At 54.3% G+C, this 21,659-nt stretch carries 24 protein-coding genes; 2 read left to right on the top strand and 22 right to left on the bottom strand.

Annotation, left to right across the window (positions count from 1 at the left end; translation table 11 throughout):
* Positions 1–526 precede the first annotated feature (526 nt).
* Positions 527–1,534, top strand: a complete 1,008-nt coding sequence (locus BN4575_RS12585; protein ID WP_256028961.1) for a lytic transglycosylase domain-containing protein — start codon at positions 527–529, stop codon at positions 1,532–1,534.
* Positions 1,535–1,914: 380 nt separating this feature from the next.
* Here BN4575_RS12585 and lafU read toward each other — a convergent pair whose 3' ends face one another.
* From lafU to lfgB, 22 genes are all read right to left on the bottom strand, one after another.
* Positions 1,915–2,862, bottom strand: a complete 948-nt coding sequence (gene lafU, locus BN4575_RS12580; RefSeq protein ID WP_068978408.1) for a lateral flagellar motor protein LafU — start codon at positions 2,860–2,862, stop codon at positions 1,915–1,917.
* Entirely contained in the window at positions 2,862–3,719 is an 858-nt protein-coding gene (gene lafT, locus BN4575_RS12575; RefSeq protein ID WP_068978407.1) for a lateral flagellar motor stator protein LafT, read from the bottom strand. Before lafT ends, lafU begins: the two co-directional genes overlap by 1 nt.
* Before the next feature lie 50 nt (positions 3,720–3,769).
* Entirely contained in the window at positions 3,770–4,486 is a 717-nt protein-coding gene (gene lafS, locus BN4575_RS12570) for a lateral flagellar system RNA polymerase sigma factor LafS (RefSeq protein ID WP_068978406.1), read from the bottom strand.
* Positions 4,487–4,493: 7 nt separating this feature from the next.
* Entirely contained in the window at positions 4,494–4,928 is a 435-nt protein-coding gene (gene lafF, locus BN4575_RS12565; protein WP_275066030.1) for a lateral flagellar basal body-associated protein LafF, read from the bottom strand.
* A gap of 59 nt (positions 4,929–4,987) precedes the next feature.
* Positions 4,988–6,067 (bottom strand): flagellar hook-length control protein FliK, encoded by a 1,080-nt coding sequence (locus BN4575_RS12560; protein WP_068978404.1) that lies wholly within the window; start codon positions 6,065–6,067, stop codon positions 4,988–4,990.
* On the bottom strand, positions 6,058–6,396 hold the full coding sequence (locus BN4575_RS12555; RefSeq protein ID WP_068978403.1) for a LafX: 339 nt from the start codon (positions 6,394–6,396) through the stop codon (positions 6,058–6,060). The genes BN4575_RS12560 and BN4575_RS12555 overlap by 10 nt, the downstream gene beginning before the upstream one ends.
* Before the next feature lie 119 nt (positions 6,397–6,515).
* On the bottom strand, positions 6,516–6,908 hold the full coding sequence (gene lafC, locus BN4575_RS12550; RefSeq protein ID WP_068978402.1) for a lateral flagellar export chaperone LafC: 393 nt from the start codon (positions 6,906–6,908) through the stop codon (positions 6,516–6,518).
* A gap of 21 nt (positions 6,909–6,929) precedes the next feature.
* Positions 6,930–8,246: a lateral flagellar capping protein LafB gene (gene lafB / locus BN4575_RS12545; protein WP_068978401.1), complete on the bottom strand. Its 1,317-nt coding sequence runs from the start codon at positions 8,244–8,246 to the stop codon at positions 6,930–6,932.
* A gap of 122 nt (positions 8,247–8,368) precedes the next feature.
* Positions 8,369–9,466, bottom strand: a complete 1,098-nt coding sequence (locus BN4575_RS22450) for a flagellin N-terminal helical domain-containing protein (RefSeq protein WP_083221034.1) — start codon at positions 9,464–9,466, stop codon at positions 8,369–8,371.
* A gap of 168 nt (positions 9,467–9,634) precedes the next feature.
* Positions 9,635–10,741, bottom strand: a complete 1,107-nt coding sequence (locus BN4575_RS12530; RefSeq protein ID WP_068978400.1) for a flagellin N-terminal helical domain-containing protein — start codon at positions 10,739–10,741, stop codon at positions 9,635–9,637.
* Between the two features lie 245 nt (positions 10,742–10,986).
* On the bottom strand, positions 10,987–11,991 hold the full coding sequence (locus tag BN4575_RS12525) for a hypothetical protein (protein WP_068978399.1): 1,005 nt from the start codon (positions 11,989–11,991) through the stop codon (positions 10,987–10,989).
* A gap of 17 nt (positions 11,992–12,008) precedes the next feature.
* Complete coding sequence (gene lfgL, locus BN4575_RS12520) at positions 12,009–12,926, bottom strand: lateral flagellar hook-associated protein LfgL (protein ID WP_068978398.1); 918 nt, start codon at positions 12,924–12,926, stop codon at positions 12,009–12,011.
* 11 nt (positions 12,927–12,937) lie between these two features.
* Entirely contained in the window at positions 12,938–14,257 is a 1,320-nt protein-coding gene (lfgK, locus tag BN4575_RS12515; RefSeq protein WP_068978397.1) for a lateral flagellar hook-associated protein LfgK, read from the bottom strand.
* A complete protein-coding gene (locus tag BN4575_RS12510) occupies positions 14,257–14,655 on the bottom strand; it encodes a rod-binding protein (protein ID WP_068978396.1) in 399 nt (132 codons plus the stop codon). Before BN4575_RS12510 ends, lfgK begins: the two co-directional genes overlap by 1 nt.
* An 8-nt stretch (positions 14,656–14,663) precedes the next feature.
* A complete protein-coding gene (gene fgIL / locus BN4575_RS12505; RefSeq protein WP_068978395.1) occupies positions 14,664–15,770 on the bottom strand; it encodes a lateral flagellar basal body P-ring FlgIL in 1,107 nt (368 codons plus the stop codon).
* Positions 15,771–15,778: 8 nt separating this feature from the next.
* The gene (gene flgH / locus BN4575_RS12500) at positions 15,779–16,450 is read right to left on the bottom strand and encodes a flagellar basal body L-ring protein FlgH (RefSeq protein ID WP_068978394.1); all 672 of its coding nucleotides are present in this window, start codon (positions 16,448–16,450) and stop codon (positions 15,779–15,781) included.
* Positions 16,450–17,235, bottom strand: a complete 786-nt coding sequence (lfgG, locus tag BN4575_RS12495) for a lateral flagellar basal-body rod protein LfgG (protein WP_068978393.1) — start codon at positions 17,233–17,235, stop codon at positions 16,450–16,452. Before lfgG ends, flgH begins: the two co-directional genes overlap by 1 nt.
* Before the next feature lie 80 nt (positions 17,236–17,315).
* Entirely contained in the window at positions 17,316–18,050 is a 735-nt protein-coding gene (gene lfgF / locus BN4575_RS12490) for a lateral flagellar basal-body rod protein LfgF (RefSeq protein ID WP_068978392.1), read from the bottom strand.
* A gap of 9 nt (positions 18,051–18,059) precedes the next feature.
* The gene (gene flgEL, locus BN4575_RS12485) at positions 18,060–19,262 is read right to left on the bottom strand and encodes a lateral flagellar hook protein FlgEL (protein WP_068978391.1); all 1,203 of its coding nucleotides are present in this window, start codon (positions 19,260–19,262) and stop codon (positions 18,060–18,062) included.
* A 17-nt stretch (positions 19,263–19,279) separates the two neighbouring features.
* Positions 19,280–19,984, bottom strand: coding sequence for a flagellar hook assembly protein FlgD (locus BN4575_RS12480; RefSeq protein WP_068978390.1), 705 nt, complete (start codon positions 19,982–19,984; stop codon positions 19,280–19,282).
* Positions 19,985–19,987: 3 nt separating this feature from the next.
* Entirely contained in the window at positions 19,988–20,413 is a 426-nt protein-coding gene (gene flgCL / locus BN4575_RS12475) for a lateral flagellar basal body rod protein FlgCL (protein ID WP_068978389.1), read from the bottom strand.
* 2 nt (positions 20,414–20,415) lie between these two features.
* Positions 20,416–20,805, bottom strand: a complete 390-nt coding sequence (gene lfgB / locus BN4575_RS12470) for a lateral flagellar basal body rod protein LfgB (RefSeq protein ID WP_068978388.1) — start codon at positions 20,803–20,805, stop codon at positions 20,416–20,418.
* 59 nt (positions 20,806–20,864) lie between these two features.
* Here lfgB and flgA point away from each other — a divergent pair, with 59 nt between their 5' ends.
* On the top strand, positions 20,865–21,656 hold the full coding sequence (gene flgA / locus BN4575_RS12465) for a flagellar basal body P-ring formation chaperone FlgA (RefSeq protein WP_068978387.1): 792 nt from the start codon (positions 20,865–20,867) through the stop codon (positions 21,654–21,656).
* The last annotated feature ends 3 nt before the right edge of the window (positions 21,657–21,659 follow it).

Here is a 21,659-nt window from a genome sequence, read left to right as displayed (position 1 = left end):
ATCATCAATGCAGAGGGATGGCCAACCTGCTGGCCCGAGTGAAACACTTCATGGATACCGTGTCTCCTTTCCCGGGGAATGGCTATGGCACAGCGAAGGTGTAGCACTATTAGGATCAGTTATTTAGGCAATATTATGAAACGGAACAATACCACTGCACATAGCAAGATACTAACACATATCACTGGATAGATGATGTAACCATCTTTCGAACGGCGCGCACGCAGAGAAACCAGCTGACAGAGCAACAAATTGTAAATAATCAGCAGGGATGTCAGCAGAATATTGGTGGCAAATGTCAGCTCTTGGGCGTAACCAATGTACAAGCCCATCAGAATGAAATTGGCGAGTATCAGATACAGCAAAAACTTCTGAATCGCTTTACCCGAATTTGGGCTCTTTTTTACTCGTGTTATCATGCTTGCTACATCCTGGATTACACATGATCAGACGACCTTAAATTCAAAAAACTGTTGAGATATATCATGTTTTTATTATTGCGCGATCCTTGCTCAACAATTGCCCCATGACCAGACTCATTTTTTTGCTACTGAGCGGGATGTTAATGATATCAACATCTTGCCATGCTTATCACAATTATCACTGGCAGGCAGGTTTCCCTATCCCGATTCAGGGAAAAGGTGCCGATTTGGTCAGCCAACAGCAGCAATTCTTGCTTAAGCAGCGTCCTTATCTGCAGCAACGCCTCGCGGAGACACAACCCGTTATTCGCTGGGTCGCGGAGCAGGTTCACGAACGCAAACTGCCTCCTTTGCTTGCCTTTGTTCCTTTGCTGGAAAGCAGTTACCGGCTGGATGTGGTCTCTTCTGCTGGCGCGGCAGGCCCTTGGCAGCTAATGCCCGATACCGCCACCCGATTTGCCGTTCCCATCACCAGCGAATTTGATGGCCGCTATTCACTGCCATTAGCGACAGAGGCAGCCCTTTCCTATCTGGCATGGCTTTATCGCTTCTTTGGCAATGACTGGTTGCTTGCTTTGGCCGCCTATAACGCGGGAGAAGGACGGGTACTCAATGCAGTTTTGAAAGCGGGGACACGCAATGTATGGGAACTGGAGCTTCCGACTGAAACCCGCTTTTATGTCGCGCGCTTTGTCGCGCTGGCAAGACTACTCGATATGGCTGATAGCTATCAGTTTCAGCTTCCGCCGTGGCAAAGCGGCAGTGATTTGCAAATTTTTCGTCATCCAGATGGCTGTTCCCTGCCCGCGTGGGCTCAGGCGAAGGGCGTCTCCATGAATGAGGCCAGCCGCTGGAATCCGGCTTGGCAACTCCCTACCGCGCCAGGGATAGTCAATTGCCCGATCGTCTACAGCAAGGGTAAGGCTCCCACCGCCAGCCAGAAGAAGGGGGCGACCGCTATTGTCAAAGCGGTCTCACTGGACAGTCTGCACGACCCCCTGTTACTCAAAGCAGCCAGAGGGCTTGATATGAGCCGGGGCGAGATCAGGCTGGAACGCTTGCCTGATCCGCTTGGGATGGAGCAGAAGCGACCGCTGATTGCGGTACCATGAAACAGTGGCGCCACTGACTCAATATTGGTCCTAAATCAACCTCTTGCGGATCAGACCAGCGAGCACCATAAAAGCAAAGGTGCTGACCTATAACTCGACGATGCGTGATGTGACACTCCAACACTGTCTGTCGCGACAGAGAAAGTGTCACCGTGTCCGGTAACATAAAGCGAGCTGGAGCAAGAAATCCGACCCCTCCCGGACCAATATCCTTGATCACGGCACGGCCAATGCTTTTGTCAAACAACACACCTGAAATCAGCATACGTGCAGCGATTCCACAGCTTTGTGACTCAAGCGGAGTTGTACCATCATGCAGATACCAGCGCGGTACCTTTCGACGTGGATCATTGTGCGAGGTATGCACCGGAAACTCGATCTCAGGGTTGTCCATGGGAAATCATCTCCTTGGCATGGGTGGCTGCCGCTTGCGTTTGGGAGCTGAAAAGTTGCTCCAGATTGGTTTCAGCCTGGGTGGTCATGATCAGCAATTCAATGCGCCGATTACTGCTGCCCTGGGGATTCTGGGTATCGTCCAGCATGGTATCCGCCATCGCGACAACCTGCCCGACCCGTTCAGGTGGCATGCCACCCGCCTGCAGCACGCGCCTAGCCATCATGGCGCGGTCTGACGAGAGTTCCCAGTTGCTGTAGTTGTCACCGGCAAACGGGGTGCTGTCGGTATGGCCCGAAATCATGACCCGATTTTCTATGCGCTGGAATATCGGTGCCAACGCCATCAGCAGATGACGGAAAAAGGGGGTAATACGCGCACTGCCACGGCTATACATTTCTCGGTCGGCATCATCACGGATCAGAACACGCAACCCTTGGGGAACAATCTGTATTTCAAGGTTGTTGTTCGCCTGCATTTGTTTCGCCAGATCATTGATAAATCCGGCAAGCTGCTTCATCTGGGCTTCACCTTCGAGCTTGCCGACCAGCAGATTTTCATATCCTCCGCCGGGTCCATCAGAGAAGATGCTCTGAAGGCGATCCATATGCTTGGGCATCATCTGCCCTTGCTGATCAAATTTGGGGTTGAGCTCATCTAGAACAGAGGGATTGCCGCCCAAATCGACGGGATAAGGGCTGTTTCGGATGTCAAAGGGATTCGTTTCATTGTCCATGATGCTGTAGTCGCGCAGACGACTGGCAACGATTTCCCGCTCCTCCTGATTGGAGACAGCCAGGATCCACAACACCATGAAAAAAGCCATCATGGCCAGGGTGAAGTCAGCAAAGGCAACTTTCCAAGCGCCGCCGCCTTTGGGACCATTATTACGACGCTGCTGGCGCTTGACGATAATCTGTTCATGATTACGCATTACATCGCCCTGTTGTTCACCCAATCTTCCAGTTCAAGGAAGCTGGGTTTGACATCCGGCTCCAGGATCTTGCGTCCGGAGTCGACAGCCAGCAGTGGTGTCTTGCCACGCAACTGGGCAATCAGGATCGACTTGATGCACATCAACAGACCGATACGGCGCTTGACCATCTCCTCCATAGCGTTGCTGATAGGCTCCAACAAGCAGTAGCAGAGGAAAATACCGATAAAGGTACCAACCAGCGCAGCTGCCACATGGACACCGATATTGCTAAGGGGGCCATCCAGCTGCTGCATGGTGATGATAATCCCCATCACCGCAGCCAGAATACCGAAGCCCGGACAGGCCTCACCGGTTTTGTGCAATGCATGGGCCGGTTTGAGCATGTCCTCTTCAATGGCCATGATCTCCTGCTCCAGCACGGTATCCAGTTCATGGGGGGTGATCTTGCCCATCCCGAGCAGGCGCAGGTTATCGATAATGAAACCAAGCAGTTGGGGATCTTCAGAGATCTGGGGATACATGAGAAAGACCGAGCTCTGCTGGGGATTCTCGATATGCTCATCGAGCGCTTTCATCCCTTTGTTGCGCGTCTCTTCAAGCAGTTGATGCATCAGGGTCAACAGCTCGCGATAGACCTCGTTCTCTTCTTTGTTGGGCTTGAAGCACATTTTCACCTGCACCCACATTTCGTGCATCACCTCTTTCGAGTTGCCCAGAAACATGGAACCCACTGCAGCACCAATAATGATGATCAACTCGGAGGGCTGCCATAAGGCAATCAACCGTCCGCCAGCCATCATGAAACCGCCCAGCACACATATAAAAATGACGCCGATGCCAATCTGTTTTTGCATGAATGCTCCCGCACAATACAAGAAGACTCACCAATGAGGGTGAAGCACTACTATATGGAGTCGACCAATCGTTGCTTTAGCTGAAGCACACACTGCTTGTGCAGCTGACAAACCCGGGACTCGGTTAATCCAAGCACCAGTGCTATCTCTTTCATGTTGAGCTCTTGTTGGTAATACAGAGAGAGCAGCAACTGTTCACGCTTATCCAGAGTGGCCAGCACCTTGCTGATGGTCATCGCCAGATCAACATCATCAGACTCGGTGGTCGGCGCCTTGCCACCATTCTCCAGCCACTCTTCCAGACTCTGCAGTGCTTCAGCCTGGCTGGCATAGGACAGCTGGCGCACCTCTTCCACCGAGCAATCGAGTGCTGCGGCAAGTTCTTGTTCTGAGGGCGCGCGACCAAGCCGGTTGTGCAGTTCACGCTGCACCTGATTATGGCCATGTACCTGCTGTCGCAACTGACGTGGTCGCCAATCCAGGCGGCGCAACTCATCGAGCATGGCGCCACGAACCCGTTTGAAGGCGTAACTTTCGAACTGGGCATCGGGCTCGCTGTCATATCGGCGCCAGGCCTCCAGCAGCCCCATCATGCCTACCTGCTCCATATCCTCCTGATCAAAACAGGCACTGACCTGACTACGCAGGTGACATGCAGCACGTTTAACCAGGGGCAAATAACGAGTAATAACAGCCTGCTCACCCATACGGGGAATTGGCGGCGTATCAGCGAACTCTTGTTGAGAATCCCAAGCAGAATCAGTCATATGGTAATTACTGTACCAGTACCTTAGTGATGAGCACTTCATCCAGATAGGGTTTATAACCATATCCCTGCACAGTGGTTACCAGCTTATCGCGCAGAGAGGTCTGCAGTTTGGAGATGTTCTGCAGCTCAACTTTTACGTCATCATGGGAGCGGTGGCTAAAATACTGCACCATGGCGTTACGGATCAGGGGTGTCAGCTCATCCAGCTTGGCAACCTGTGCCGGGTTGTAGGTCACCAGTGCCAACTCCAGTACCAGATAATGGGATTGTTCCCCCCCTTCCAGACTGATGACAAAGCGTTCCATCGGCTTGAATAGCGGAGTACTGCTCAACTCTGGCTTTGGCTCTGCCAATCCCAACCAAACCTCAATCACATCTCGTTTCAACCAGGCCCCATATGCCAGCAAAACCAGCAGGCACAGGGCAATGACGACAACCATCAACCACTTCATGACACGCCGCATAATGTAAAACCACTCTCGCTATTACGGGTTAAAAATCAGACCAGGGTATTGAGCCAGTCGTGCACTGTCGCCCATTGGGAATCCGGCTCATCCTGCCACTGACGACGGCCAGCCAGAATCTTCTCCTGCTGCCACCGATCTTGCTGTCCCTGCTCCCCTCCCTGCCCCACATTGACCTCCACCCCACCGGCATGATGGGGAGCCAGGCTCATGCGCAAACGCTCCATTGACTGGATCAATGCATCACGTACTGCCGGGTTGGTCACGTTCAACTGGACATTGAGTCGGTCACCATCGAGCTTGACGGTCAACTCCAGCCGCCCCAACTCTGGCGGGTCCAGCCGGATATGAGCCTGTTTCACCTGTTGATTGACCTGCAACTCGACCTTGTCACGCAACAAATCCACCAATTGCTGTCCCCACTGAGTCTGATTGTCAGACAGGCGGGCAGGGGCCCACTGATACTCCGCAGTCCGGGACACCTGAGGTGACAGTTGACCAGCAAGCAGATGACGGGTATCTGGCAACGAGCTCTCCCCCACTTTGGCGTCGAGTGGAGCGCCTGGATCAATACCGGCCACCGCAGACAAACTGAATCGCCCCAGCACCTCTGCGCTTTGACCACTTGATTTGGCCAGCAAACTGGAGAGCATCTGGGCAGATGCAGGAGCTACCGACTCAGTGCTACTGGCGGCAGGCGGTTCTCCCGCTGACATAGACGTCCCCATCAGCATGCGAAGAGCTGGTGATAACTTCCCCTCTACAACCATTTTTGAACCGCTCTCACTGCTTGCCGTGGTCACGGCGGCACGGTTCAGCATAAAGCCTTGATATCCAGTCTCTTCAGCCCTGGAAAGAACGGGCGGAGTGAGGGTAAATGCCTGGAGTTGCTCAACGGCAGCATCTTCTTGCGAAGGATCCTCTGCCTTATCCTCATCGACGGTACTGTCGTCAGCGGCAAGCTCGGGGAGTGACAGTGTCACCAGTGGCTCAAGCGTCGCATCCAGCGGCTGATACAGCTCCCCTTCACTGCCAGACTGCCCCGACAGACGATTAAGCGCAGCGACATCGTGGGTCTGAAGCGCCTCAAAACCGGCGAATTGAATTAATCCCATTCCTGCACCTCACCATAAGCCATCAACCCTTCACGAGTGGCTGCCAGTTGTTGCCACTCCTGTTTCCGGATTGCGGTCTCCTGTTCACATAGCTGAAAAGCCTGTTGATATTGCACTTGCACCCGCTCAATCGCCGGTCGCAATGCTATCCATAGTTCGGTGTTTTGGCTCACTTGAGAGACAAATTGCGCGAAACGACTATCGGTCAACCGGACGGCATCCCACTGCCCAGCCTGTGCCTGTTGTAGCAACAGCGTTCCCAACCCCAATAGCTGACGCTGGCGAGTCTGCACATCCGCTTCACGCAAAGCGGGATCAATAACTGACATGGCAAGCCCCCAAAAGATGAACTAGCCCACAAGCAAAGAGTGGGCCAGATCTATATTTATTAAATTTCAAGGTCTTGATGGAGGGTAATAGCTCTGGAGAAGGAAGCGGAACTTCCGTATTAACGAGGGTGGTGCGCCATGGCTTCCCAACCCTCTTTCAGCTCTTGCAGAATTTTACGCACCTCAGCAAACCCTTCGATATTGTTGGAGACGCTGATTTCAAATAACTTCTGGCCACAGTAGTCGTAGAGGCGATGCAAGTTAACCGCCAGATCGCCGCCTTTGTCCATGTCCAGAGCACTGTCCAGCCCACCCAGGATCTGCATGCACTTGTTGATGGCCAATCCCTTACGCTCAAACTGCTTTGCCAGAATATGCCCTTCCGCACGCGCCATCTCATCCAGCAGGCCATCCATCAGCATCAATACAAGCTGGTATGGATCAGCACTGGCAGCCTTTGCTTCAGTGGCGGCAAATCGATAGGCATCATAGCCATCTTCGGATTCAAACATGGGTCACTCGCTGTTGATGGTTCAAGATTTAGACATCTGGGCCAAGGAATTGCTAAACGATTCCATGGTCTGTGTCATCTGATTCATAGTATTGAATTGATTGAGATAACGCTTGTAAACAGACTCCATGCGTTTATCCAATGCCTCCATTTTACCATCAAGTCGCTTTTGATTGGCTTCCAGCGTGCTCTTGTGGGTGGCCATCACACCATTAGTCTTGGAGAAAGGATCAAGCACCTTGCTCATCCGCTTGAGCAAACCGTTATCCCCCATCAGAGCCTTACCCAACAGCTCAGGCTCTTTCTCGATGGACTTCTTGAAATCCGTCTCGCTGAAGACCAGCTTGCCTGACTTTTCGGTCTTGATACCAAGCTGGCTCAGGGTCATCCCTGCTGGCAGGTTTCGCACCCCATTGGCAAGCGTTCCTTTCAGGCTACGAACCGTCGTATCTGACGCCAGCACCCCTTTTTTCTTGGGGTCAGTGGATGTCTCCTTGTTCAGCAGCTCCAGCAGTTCGTTGTAGCTATCAACAAACTTTTTCAGGGAGCCCGTCACGGCTTCGTTGTCATAACCCACTGTCACCTGCATCGGGCCATCCGTTGCCTTTTGCACCTTGGTGAGATCCAGCGTTAGCCCTTCCACCACGTTTTCAATCTTGTTGGTCGGCGACTTGATCTCCAGCGCATTAGTACCCACCCCCATCTTGATGATCGAGTCCTGACCTGGCGTGATCACCTTGCCGGCGAGAAAAGCCTTGCCGAAATCTGACGCCGGGTCGCCATCATAGACAGGGGTAAACACCTTGGCCAACCCGCTATCTTTACTGGTCAGCACCAGGTTAACCTTGCCATCCGTGCGGATCAGGCTTGCCTTGACCCCCGGATTATCCGTCGCATCATTGATGGCAGAAACCAGGCTCTGAGCTGTCGACCCCGCAGGCAAGGTAGCCAAATCGATAGCGAACGCCTTGCCATCTACGGTAAACGACACTTTTCCGGTGGTTGGCAATGGTGCTTTTTCATCCGCCAGTTGCACCCCGAATTGATGCGACTGGGCCAACTGATTGACCTGAAAATTGTACTGGCCCGGTGTTGCCTTGCCATTGCTGGTCACCGTCATGATGCCTTCCTGAGAGAGGCTGGCTTTCTGTGCTTGCAGTGACGCAGGCTTGTTCAAATCCTTCAGCAGGGTTTGGAAACTGGATAGCTTTGAGTCGATAGAAGCCAGTGAACTTTGCTGCGCTTTGACCGTGGCCATCTGCCCTTTCAGCAACTTGTCCATATTTTTGCGTTCATTGGCCACCATTTGCATCGCAACAGAGGCGGGATCGACCTGCATATATCAGCTCCTAAAAAAATACGGCAACACCTGCATGTTGGAAAAACCAGCTCTCGCCTTTCCAACCGGCAGGCTAACGATAAAACAGGCTGCCACCTGTCGCGGTGGCAGCCCATCATCTATTAACGCAACAGCCCGGTGACCATGCCGGTCATTTCATTGGACTTGGTCAGTACAGACATGCCCGCCTGCATCAACATCTGGTTCTTGGTCATGTTGGTGCTTTCGGTAGCGAAGTCGGCATCCATGATGCGACCCTTGGCGATATCGGTGTTCTCTTTCATGTTGGAAAGGTTGTTTACGGTGTGCTCCAGGCGGTTGATATTGGCACCCAGGGAGGAGCGGACGCTGGTGATATCCTGCATAAACTCTTCCATTTTGCCCATCGCAACCTGAGCAGACTTCTGATCGGTCAGACCGTTTTCCAAAATGCCCGCATCAAGACCAGTACCAGCATCAATCGCAGCTTTGGTTACAACTTTCAAACCTTCATCATAGGTTTTTTGTGCTGCTTCAAGGTTTGTCTTTGCAGTTGCAATGTCTGCTGGAACTGGAGTAGTTTTCGCCTCCTCTACGGCCAAAGCCTCTTTTTTCGCTTTTAGATCCTTAGCCTCAGTACCGCCAGTGGCAGAGTCATCCTTATAGGATTTAATTGCATCCAGTTTGGTTTTATCTGCGGCGCTCACGGGGGCACCGCCCACCACTTTCTTCAGCGCATCGCCGATATCCAGATTAAGGCGCTCGGTGTCGGAGCCACCAATCTGGAAGGTCACTTCACCCTTGGCAAATTTACCGCCGGTCTTGTCCAGCAGGTTTTCGCCACCGAAGGTGGTGTTGCCAGCGATGTTCTTCAGCTCTTTGGTCAGCTCGCCAAATTCGGCGTTCATGGCGGAGATATCTTTGTCGCTGCTGGTACCGTTGGCGGCCTGGGTAGCCAGATCCTTCATACGCTGAACGATATTGGTCATCTCGTCCATGGCGCCTTCGGCAGTCTGCATCATGGAGATGGCATCCTGGGCGTTGCGCATGCCCACTTTCTGGCTGTTGGACTGGGATTGCAGACGGGTAGCAATCTGCAGACCGGCGGCATCGTCAGCGGCAGAGTTGATGCGCAGACCGGTACCCAAACGCTGCATGGCGGTGCTGGCCAACTTGTTGGTGGAGGTCAGTTGGTTTTGGGTGACCATGTTGGCGAAGTTGGTGTGAATAGACAGACTCATTTTCGTTTCCTCGAAATAGATGCTGCCACTGGCAGCTTTTAACGTGACCCCACAAGAGAGCGACCAAGCGCGAAAAAATATTAAATACGCGCGCTATTTGGCGCTGGCTGAACGAGCAGATCACGGTGTAAAAAAGGCCATCGTTGCGATGGCCTTTTCCGGGGGGGATTAGCGCAACAGCCCGGTGACCATGCCGGTCATTTCGTTGGACTTGGTCAGTACAGACATGCCCGCCTGCATCAACATCTGGTTCTTGGTCATGTTGGTGCTTTCGGTAGCGAAGTCGGCATCCATGATGCGACCCTTGGCGATATCGGTATTCTCTTTCATGTTGGAAAGGTTGTTTACGGTGTGCTCCAGACGGTTGATATTGGCACCTAGGGAGGAACGGACGCTGGTGATATCCTGCATAAACTCTTCCATCTTGCCCATGGCGGCCTGAGCAGATTTCTGATCAGTCAGACCATTGCCCAAAATAGCCGCATCCAGACCAGAACCTATATTAAAGGTCGCCTCAGCCAACGGTTTCAAACCAGTATCAAATGCAGTCTGCGCTGTGTTGAGGGTGTTTTGTGCTGTCTCATAAGCAGTTTTTTTAGCCGCATCACCAGTGGCTGCCAGATAAGCAGCTTCTTTGGTTACCAAATCGGCTTTGGCTTCTTTCAGGGTCTTGGCTGCACCAGCGGTGTCATCTTTATAAGTTTTAACCGCATCCAATTTCGTTTGATCGGCAGCACTCACTGTTGCACCACCAACCACTTTCTTCAGTGCGTCGCCGATATTCAGATTCAGGCGCTCGCTATCAGAACCACCAATCTGGAAGGTCACTTCACCCTTGGCAAATTTGCCACCGGTCTTGTCCAGCAGATTTTCGCCACCGAAGGTGGTATTACCAGCGATGTTCTGCAGCTCTTTGGTCAGCTCGCCAAATTCGGCGTTCATGGCGGCGATATCTTTGCTGCTGCTGGTGCCGTTGGCGGCCTGGGTGGCCAGATCCTTCATCCGCTGAACGATATTGGTCATCTCGTCCATGGCGCCTTCCGCTGTCTGCATCATGGAGATGGCATCCTGGGCGTTGCGCATGCCCACTTTCTGGCTGTTAGACTGGGATTGCAGACGGGTGGCAATTTGCAGACCGGCGGCATCGTCAGCGGCAGAGTTGATGCGCAGACCAGTACCCAGACGCTGCATGGCAGTGCTGGCCATTTTGTTGGTAGAGGTCAGTTGGTTTTGGGTCACCATGTTGGCGAAGTTGGTGTGAATTGACAGACTCATTTTCGTTTCCTCGAAATGGATGCTGCCGCTGGCAGCGCTTGGGTAGACCCCCCTAGAAAACGACCATAGCCACGTGAAAATTAAATCTTTTTTCTTTTGCTGATGGTTATTTCTGCACTGTCACTCACCCTGCAAGCAACCCGCCTCAATCCCCCCCGACGCACTGTCCACTGACCTGATTACCAATAAAAAAACCGCGCGAGACAAGTCGGGCGGTTTCTTGGTATCGAACACTCTAAACGTGATCAGGTCAATAAGGCGACCACCCCCTGACGGGTGACGTTGGCCTGTGCAAGCAGGCCGGACATGGTCCCCATATATCCCCCTTGCGACAGCCGTGCAGAGAGCGAAGATTGCAGTTGTGCCAACTCATCTTGCTGTAAGCTCTGGCTACGCGCCTTGACCTTGTCCAGTTGCAACACCATCTTCTGGCGAAACTGCTTCAGTTCGCGCACCGAGTGTTCGATCTCCCCCAGCACGCGTTTCAGCCGTTGTTGTTCCTGACGGATCTCACCCTTGGTGACCCCCTCGGCCATGCGAGTTAGCTGTCCGGATTTGGGCTTGAATTGCACCGGGATCGGGTTGCCAGCTGGGATACGGATCCCTTCACCGCGAACCAGTACGGGCTCCTCCAGTTTACGGCGATGGGGCTCAGCGACGGACAACTCCAGCTTGCCCAGCTCATTTAACCTCGCCTGGATATGTTCTTTGCGCAGCACTTGATCGAGTCTGGCAACGACCTCTCCATCCCGGGCACCAGCCGGAAGTGTCACTTCCACCGCACTGTTGCTCTGGGGAAAGGAGAAAACCAGCCGCTCGGCGCTATTTTTGGCACTGAGCAGGTCCAGATGCTCGGCAGTGAACTGGGTGCGCAGCTCCTGGGATGACGCAAGGAGTCTGGGCTTGAGCTCGGAGGTTAAGGGGCCTCTTGGTTGAGTCACCTTCTCTTCCAGCATCTTCAAGCGATTCGCCACATCATTGGTTGCCAACTCTCGCTGGCCCAATTGCCGCTCCAGCCGCTTCAGTTCGCCCCAGACCTGATTGAGCGCCTGCTCCCCTGCCTGAGCATGAGCAATGCGCTGCTGGGCAGCACCGACCAGTGCCCATCTATCCATCCGGATAATATTGGGGTGGCGTTCGCCTTGTTTTTTGGCAACCTGGGGATGAGCCTGCGAGGTCTGCCGGCCTTGCAACTTGGGCTTTGCCTGCGGCTCTGCAACGCTTCCAAGACGGGTTTGCTGGACCTGCATCATGACTCCTTCGCTCGTTACGGCATGTAGTTGAACAAGCTCAGGCCATTAACCTTGGCAAAAGCTTGTTGCTGCACCTGTAATGCCATCAGGACGTGGGCCTGCCGGGTCGCCGCCTCGGCATAATCCAGCGACTCTATCTGGTTGCTCACTTCCTTGCTATAGACTCCTTTCTCGGCATGACTCTCATCAATCTGATCCAGCAGATTGATCCGGGCGCCGATAGTGCTCACCGCCTGACTGATATTATCTTGCAGCGCCTGGCTGCGATCGAGCATAGCCCGAGCTTGATCGGCAGCATCAGGTGCCGCGGCATTAATTGCCGTCACCATGCTATCGAGTCGCTTGAAAAAATCGTCCGGCTGCAGAAACAGCTTATCGGCAGTCTGGTTCAAGCCAATTGTTACGCCTTTGGCAATGCCGACTTCCCGAATCAGAGCATCACCCTTGTACGTGTAACTACCGAAATCAGCCGCCGCCGGGTCCGTCACCTTGACAAGCGCCGTCTGATCCACCTTGCTACCGCTAAACAGGCTGGAGCCGCTTTCGTTACGGGCATTGGCCAAATCCAGCAGACCATCCTTGATAATGACAACTTCGCTGGCGACCGCCTTGCGATCAACATCCGACAGGGAGCCAGTAGCCGCCGTCTGGGTCAACTCACGCAACCGCATCAACATGTTAGTCATGGTATCGAGCTGCAACTCCCCTTGGGAGAGCTGGCTCTTGGCATTGGCAATATTCTTCTGATACTGCGCCATCGCAGCTTGCTCTTTCTGCAACCCCAATAGCTGCACACTAGCCACAGGATCATCTGATGGCTGAAGAATGCGTTTTTGAGTCGAAATCTGGCGATCCAGCCGGGCATAATCCCCGAAACCATGCTGCAAATTGTCGAGCATGCTGAGCTGGATTTGATTGGTACTTATCCGCATGGTTATTACTCTCAGAACATGTTCAGAATGGAGTTGAAGAGCTGCTCGGAGGTACTGATCACCTTGGCGTTTGCCTGATACGCCTTGGTATACGCCATGATCTTCACCCCTTCCTCATCAGTGTTTACACCGCTAACACTACTCAGCTTGGCCGCCATCTGTTTTTCCATATTGGCATCGGCCTGCATGGTCGCCTTGGCCTGACCACTCTGTACCGCCATCTTGCCCAGCAGCGCACTGAATGCGTTGTACTGGCTATCTTTTATGGTCAGCAGATCCTGCAAGTTGCGGTTGTCCCCCTTGCCACCCCCGGCCTGGGCAAAGGCAAGATCGCTACCGGAAAAACCAGCGGCAACTCGCAGCGAACCAGAGGGGTTAAGAGGGTCGTAAGAGAACAGCGGCTTGCCCGCAGCACCATTCAGATCAAGTCCGGTCGCTTGCTTGGCATTGAAGTCATCAGCCAGCTTTTTGGCTATCTGATCCAGCTCACTACGTAACGGACGCAGCACGGTAGCGCGATAATCCATTACGCCAGCCAATGAACCACCGTGCAATTTGGGCACTTCAAACGTCTGGCCACCAAATGCGAGGCTGAGTTTATCGCCAGCGAGAGTCAGGGTGCTGCTGCTGCTACCCAGAACCAACGGCTGTCCTTGCGGCAGGCTGAGGGCAAAAGAGCCATCGCTTTGACGATTTACCCTCACCTCCATATAGGTTGACAGCTCGCGCACAACCTGTTCCCGACTGTCTTCCAGCGCCGCGGTATTGACCGCTTTGGCAGTCTGATCGCCAATTTGTACGTTCAGCTCAGCAAGCTGTGTCAAGTAGCTGTTAACTTGGGAAACAGTGCTGTTCAGCTGATCATCGATCTGCTTCTCCTGGGTCACCATGCTCTCGTCAAGCTGGGTAAACCGGTTGGCGAGCGCCCCGGCCGAGCTGACGATCTGGCTGCGTTGTGCCGGAGTTTCCGGGCTATCGAGCGCAGCGCTGAGTGAGGCAAAAAAGCTGTCGAGCCCTTTCGCAATATTCATGGACTCACTGCCTAGCAATTGCTCGGTAGTATTGATGTATTGATGAAAAGCATAGGAAGAACCGGTGGCCGAACGGCTACGCCAATGCTGGGTAACAAGATAGTCATCCGTTACCCTGCGCACCCCTGTCACCTCGACACCAGCACCATTATCCAATCGCCCGAAACCGGACAGACTGCCCATCATGGCTTCCTGGCGGCTATACCCGATGGTATTGACGTTCGCGATATTCTGGGCGGTCAGGTTCAATGCAATCTGGGCTGCATTTAATCCGCTGGCGCCGATATTGAGCAGTGACATCAGTCAACCTTCTTCATTTTTGCCGAGTTGAGAGGCTGGCTGAATGCAGCCAGGGTCTGCTGTTCTGAAGCGACCGCCACGTCCGGATTCTTTAATGAAGGGGCCAGCTGGTTGACCATCTGCTCCCGCAGTCCGATACCGCCCCGCTTGACCATGCTCATCGCCAGTTGGCTGTCATACATGTCGCGATAAAGGGATTGCCCCTTGATGATCTTGTCGTCTTCATCCTGCAGAGCATCGGTAGCCGATCGCATATGCTTGAGCACGGTTTGCAGAAAGCTGACTTCAAACTGACCAGCCGCAGCATCCAGTGCCGCACGCTGATCCGGGTTGTTTTTGATTTGCTGCAATTCATTGAGATCCTGATAAAAACCAGGATCCGAGCTAATTCTGGTCATGAGAGTCCTTAAATAACCACCAGCTCACCCTCAAGGGCACCAGCCTCATTGAGCGCTTGCAAGATGGCCATGACATCATCGGGCGTTGCCCCGAGAGAGTTGACAGCCTTGACGATCACTTCCAAAGAGGTGCCATCCGGCCAGACAAACATATTGTTCCGTTCCCGATCGACCTGGATCTTGGAATTGGGCGTCGTGGTGGTCTGCCCATTGGAGAAGGCATTGGGCTGACTGACGGTTTGGCTCTCGCCAATCGTCACCGTCAGGCTACCGTGGCTAACGGCAGCCTTGTGCACTTTGACTCCCTGCCCCATCACCACGGTACCGGTTCGACTGTTGAAGACCACTTTCGGTCGCTCCTGGCCCGGATCGACCTTGATATCCTCCAGCAGGGCCATAAAAGCGATACGCTGGCTCTCATCTCTGGGCGCTGCAATCTGGATACGGCCTGCGCTTACCGCTCTGGCGACCGGCCCCAACTGGTGATTGATCGCTCGCTCAACATTGCGCGCGGTCTTGAAGTTGGGTTGGTGCAAATTGAGGGTCACTTCCGGCTTTTCGGCAAAATTGCTCACCACCTCTCGCTCAATGGTGGCGCCGTTGGGGATAATCCCGGCCGTCGGCACGTTGATAGTGACCGATGATCCGGATTGCCCTTCCGCCTTCACCCCGGCGACAACCAGATTGCCCTGCGCCACGGCATAGACTTCACCGTCGATACCACGCAGGGGGGTCAACAACAGAGAACCACCGCGCAGGCTCTTGGCATCGCCAATCGAGGTGACTGTCACATCGAGCAACTGCCCCTTGCCAGCCAATGCAGGCAGTGTCGCCTGCACCGAAACCGCCGCCACGTTCTTGAGCTTGGGATCGAGATCGTCAGGCAACTGCACGCCAAACTGCTTGAGCATGTTGGCCATCGATTGACCGGTAAATTTGACCTGGCTCTTATCACCGGTACCAGAGAGACCAACCACCAGACCATAGCCAACCAGCTGGTTGGTTCTCAGCCCCTGCACATCGGCAATATCCAGCAAGGCTCGCTTGGTCGGTGCTGCGGCCTGACTAACCCAGGGCAGGCAGAGACACAGCAGGGCGATAAACCATCTGTTCATGTGAATCCTCAAAATGGCGCAAACGCCGAGCTAAAGAAGCGGCCCAGCCACCCCATCTGGTTGCTGTCGGCGAGGGCACCGCGACCGGCATAGGTAATGCGGGCATCGGCGATGCGCTGGGACGAGATACGGTTGCTCTGGTCAATATCCTCGACCCGTACCATGCCGCCCAACCGGATGTACTCATCCCCCTGATTGAGGCGGATCCACTTCTCACCTCGGATCCCCAGTACGCCATTGGGCATCACTTCCGCGACAGTGACAGTGATGGAACCAGCCAGAGTATTTTGCTGACTGGAAGTTGCGCCACCATCAAAATCCCGATCGGCACTGAGGGAGGCCCCCAAATCGGTGTATTGTTTACCACCAATAGTGGGGGTGGGTACATTCATGCTGCTGTTCTTGCTCATGCTGGTATTGGCTTTCTTGCTCGACTGGGTACGCTCTTCCAGCACCACGGTCAGAATGTCACCAATCCGATAAGCTCGCCGATCCTGAAACAGGGTCATCATATAGTTGCCACGATAGAGGCTACCATCCTCTCCCTGTGCAGCCGCTGCGACCTTGGGCCGGGAAGGTGCCCACTTCTCATCGCCAGGCTCGGGCGCCTGCAGCTCATAAGTGGCACAGCCGCCCAGCAACAGTACCAACCAGATATAACGCAGCATCGACTTCATCATCACAAAGCCTGAGTGACAAACTTGAGCATCTGGTCCGCGGCAGAGACAACCTTGGCATTCATCTCATAGGCCCGCTGGGTAGTGATCATGTCGACCATCTCCTCGACCACATTGACGTTGGAGCTCTCCAGCGCAAATTGCTTGACGGCACCCATCGCCTCCTCGCCCGGCACACCTTCAATCGCTTCACCGGAAGCACCCGTCGCGCGGTAAAGGTTGCCACCGAGCGCTTCAAGACCCGCCGGATTGGCAAAGTTGGTCAAGGTAATGCGGCCCAGCTCGACGCTATCTTGCTGACCCGGCAGCGAGGCGCTGACGGTACCATCGGTGCCGATGGAGATCTTGGTGGCGTTATCGGGGATCTGGATCTGCGGCACCATGGGCAAGCCATCAGAATTGACCAACTGCCCCTCGGCATTGCGGTGCCATTGGCCATTTCGTGTATAGGCAGTCTCGCCATCCGGGCGCTCGACCCCGAAGAAACCGGCACCGACCACCGCCATATCCAGCTCCTGGTTGGTGTTCTGGAATTGACCGGAGGTGAAGACCTTCTGGGTGCCCACAATCCGCACACCATTACCCATCTGAATACCGATAGGCGCCAGATTTTGCTGATCCTGCTGAGCACCCGGCTGGCGCTGCACCTGATAGAAGAGGTCTTCAAACGCCACCCGATCGCGCTTGAAGCCGACCGTGTTCACGTTGGCCAAGTTGTTGGAAATGCTGGCCATCTTGGCATCTTGTGCCGACAGACCTGTTTTACTGACCCATAAAGCTGCGTGCATTCTTTGATTCCACCTTGTTCATCAAGCCTCGTCCCCAAGGGCGTGGCCAAACACCGGGTGTCGACCCGATGCCATCAATATCAACCCTGACCGGAGATCAACTTGGCCCCTTGACGAGCCTGATCGTCAGCCGCTTTCATCAGCTTGACCTGCAGTTCGAAATTACGGGTCAATGACATGCTGCTGACCAGTTCATCCACTGCATTAACGTTGGCCCCTTCCAGAAAGCCGGATGCCATCACCACCTGATCACTGACCTCGGCATCCTCTCCCTGGCGCATCCGGAACAAACCATCGTGGCCTTTCACCAGTTCGGCAGGATCAGGATTGACCAGTTTCAGGCGGCCCACATCGAGCCGGGCGCCACCACCCGGAGGAGTGATGCTCAGGGTGCCATCCTTGCCAAAACTGATGTCACGATAAGCAGGGAGCACCAGCTCGCCACCTTCCCCCAGCACCGGCCGACCGTTGAGGGTCAACAACCCGTCAGCATCCGCCTCCAGGTTACCCGCACGGGTATAGGCCTCTTTACCATCCGGCGTCTGCACAGCAAGAAAGCCCTCGCCACGAATCGCCACATCCAGCTTGCGACCGGTCTGCATCAGGGCGCCAGCCTTGAAATTGGTCCCTGCCATCTCTTCTCTGGCCATCACCCGACTCTGGTAACCATCTCCAGTCAGGGCATACGCAGAAACCCGCTCAAAGTCGGCACGAAATCCGGCGGTATTGACGTTGGCCAGGTTATTCGCCCGAATTTGCTGAGCCATCAGGGTATGTTGTGCCCCGGACATGGCGGTGTAGATAAGCTTTTCCACGGATTACCCTTAGAAGGAGTTGAACAGGATCTGGCTCATCTTGTCAGCCGAGCTGATGGTCTTGGCGTTAGCCTGATAGTTGCGCTGAGATGTCATCAGGCTCACCAGTTCACCTGTCAGATCCACGTTGGAGCTCTCGTAAGCACCGGCGGTCAGTTTGCCCAGTGTCCCTGTTCCAGGAGCACCCAGCACCGGTTGGCCAGAGCTGAAGGATTGCTGCCAGGAGGTGTTGTTTGCCTGCAACAGGCCATTGGGGTTGGCAAAGTTAGCCATCACCACCTGCCCCTGCAACAGACTCTGACCGTTGGTGAATGTCGCATAGACACTGCCATCGGCGGCGACGCGCTCTCCGGTCAAGTCACCGGCGGTATAACCGTTGGACTGGTTACGAGTCGCATTGAAATCGGAGGCATACTGGCTGACCCGGCTCATATCCAGTTGCAACGCAATAGGCGATGCACCCGCAGGGGTCAGGGCCAACGTGGCTGGAATAGTGGAGTTAGCGGTATCCAGTTTGCCATTAGGGGTGAACTTCATTTCAGCACCGGCTGCAGGCGTCACATCCGTGCCATTAAAGCTGTAGTGAACATTCCAGGCGTTGGCCCCTTTTTTCACAAAATATTGGGTAACGGTATGTTCAGTCCCTAGCGAGTCATAAACCTTGCTGGACTGGGAATAGCTGAAGGTATCCGACTTGTTGGCATCAAAAGTAGCGGCCGCCGGGATGATGCTGGCATCAGCTTTGAGGTTGGCAACAAACTCCAGCTTATCGGATGGTTTGGCTGGCAGACTGCCTGCCTTGATCTGGATATCCCCGACCACACCGGATTGCAGCTTGCCAGCATCGTCCGTGGTATAGCCCTGCAGACGCGCCCCACCAGCAGTGGTCAGGTAGTTAGCGTTATCGCGCTGGAACATGCCTGCGCGAGTGTAGGATGTCTGGCCACTGCCATCTTTCAGCACAAAAAAACCGCTGCCCGAAATCGCCATGTCCAGCCCGCGGCCGGTGCGAGTCATGTCACCATTTCGATCAAAATTCTGCGAGACGTTGTTCATCTCAACACCGCCGGCCTGACCACCACCGTAAATTGCCGCAAATTCGGCACGGCTGGATTTGAAGCCAGCGGTGCTGGCGTTGGCCACGTTGTTACTGATAATGCTCAATTCCTGGTTTACGGCGCGCAGGCCGCTTAATCCGATACTGAAAGACACAGTGCGCTCCTCTTTGATTACGCTGATTTGCCGAACTGGATTGCACTGAACAGCGGGACATCGCCCACGCCGGCAACCTGCAGCATTATTTCACCTGTATGCAAGCTCACACGATCAACCTTGCTTGCCACATAATTCCTGGTCGCCACCTGGGTCTTCCCAGTCGACGCCTTGACCTCAAAGCTGTATTCACCGGCAGGAAGGGGGGGCAATTCATAATTCAGCTCACCCGCCTTGCTCTCGCCCCAGCTCTTGTTGGCCACCAATACGCCATGCTGGTCATACACCTTGAGATCAACCTGTTCCGCCACACCTTGCAGCTCGATTTGGCCGCGGATCTTGTGCTCTTGTTGCTGCTTGAGGGTTTTGCTCGGCACCATGACCTCTTTGTCAACCAAGGCGGTACTCTGCAACACCTGCTGGGTATCCATCTTGGTGTTGCTCTGGAGCTGAAGCGTCTTCAGTCCTTCAACCCCCTCTACCATGCTGAACTGGGCAAGCTGAGCGACATACTGGGCCCCATCCAGCGGATTGGTGGGATCCTGGTTCTGGATCTGCGCCACCATCATCTGCAGGAATTCGTTACGCAGTTGCATGCCACCATTCTGGTTACCCTGGGCGCCCTGAGTGGCGCCAAGGTTATTGCTGGCTATCTTGGGGTCGGCAGTGGTCTGAGCTGTACCACGCGCTGTATCCAGGCTACTGATCTGCGGCAGACTCATGGCTTAGGCTCCCTGACCAAGACGCAACAACCCCTGCTGCATGCTGTTGATGCGGTTGATCACTTCAACCGAAGTTTCAAAACCGCGAGAGGCACTCATCATGTCGGCCATCTCTTCCACCACGTTGACGTTGGAGTAGTAAACAAAGCCATCCTGATCGGCCATCGGGTTGGTCGGCTCCAGCCGTTTCTCAACCTGGCGGTCAGACTGTACGATGCCAGCCACTTGTACCGATGCGGCCCCAAGGCCATCGGTATCCTGAATCTTCTGATAGAGAGTGGAAAATACCGGCTTGATGGCACGGAAAGCAGAATCTTCACTGGCGGCTGCACTATCCACGTTGGCCAGGTTGGAAGCCACGGTATCCAGCCGCACGGTCTGTGCACGCATAGCGCTGCCGGCGATGTCATAAATCTTGTTAAACGACATGGTTAACGGCCCTCGATCGCCTTGGCGATCCCGGTAATTTTCATATTGAGGAAAGTGAGACTGGTCTGAAAATCGGTGGCATTGTTGGCAAACTTACCCTGCTCAACCCCCAGCTCTGCCGTGTTGCCATCCATGGAGACCTGATAAGGAATGCGGTAGAGAGGATGACGCATATCATCACGCATGGCGCCCTGGCTGATGGCCTGACTCTCGTTACCGGCAGCAACTTGCTGCGCGACACGCCCCAGAATCGTCTTATAATCTACGTCCCGAGCCAGGTAGCCCGGTGTATCCACGTTGGCCAGATTTCCCGCCAGAATACGCGCCCGCTCAGCCCTGACATCGAGGGCAAAAGGGTGTACGCCGAGGGCGCTGTCAAATGAGATACTCATGCTTCATCCTTTATCTATCACTCAGACCGGGGTTTTCCTTATCAAGACTCATGCCAATCATGAAAAGACCTGATATCAAGCGGTTACAACACATCATCAACCTCAAAACAGCGAGGAATGAGGAAGTGCGACTTCCCGTGTGGAAATTGGCCGGTGTACTTTGGTTGCTATCAGGCTCGCCGGCGCATGGCGAACCGCAAGCTCAAAGCGACTTGCTTGAGCGGTTGCTTGAACAAGATGCACGCCAGAGTCTTGATGACTACATAGCCCAACAGAGATGGCCTGCAACAACGGGTGAGTTTCGCGTCTGGCTTGCCCCTTCCGCCGACCACCTCCCCCCCTGCCCATCCGGAAACATATCGCTACAGGCAGGTGGCCTGTATCGGCAACCCTGGGGACGTCGTCCCTATCTCATCGAGTGCACAGATCCCGCTTGGCAGGTGCGTGGGCGGGTAGAGGTCTCATTACTGTTACCGGTCTGGGTTGCCGCACGGGATATCGCAAAAGGTCAATCCATCAGCGCCAGCGACCTGGTGGAAAAGGAGCTGGATGTCAGCCGCATACAGCGCGGGTTTACCCCGAGCAATCACTCCCTGCTGGGACATAAAAGCAACCGGCATCTGAGAAGCGGACAGCTCATCGGTGAGCTGGACTTACAAAAGGTCTGGGCGGTCAAACAGGGGGAGGGAGTGCTTATCCGTGCAGGGGAAGGTGAGTTCTCCGCAACAACCAGAGGGGAGGCCCTCGAAAATGGTGGAATAGGCGACGGGATCAGGGTGAAAAATCTTAGCTCTGGCAAAGAGATACAGGCATGGGTAACAGATACCGGGGAAGTTGAAACCCGCTTTTGAATC

Source organism: Aeromonas sp. EERV15, from assembly GCF_900079845.1.
Taxonomy (GTDB): Bacteria; Pseudomonadota; Gammaproteobacteria; order Enterobacterales; family Aeromonadaceae; genus Aeromonas; species Aeromonas sobria.
This window is presented reverse-complemented; position numbering and strand designations above follow the sequence as displayed.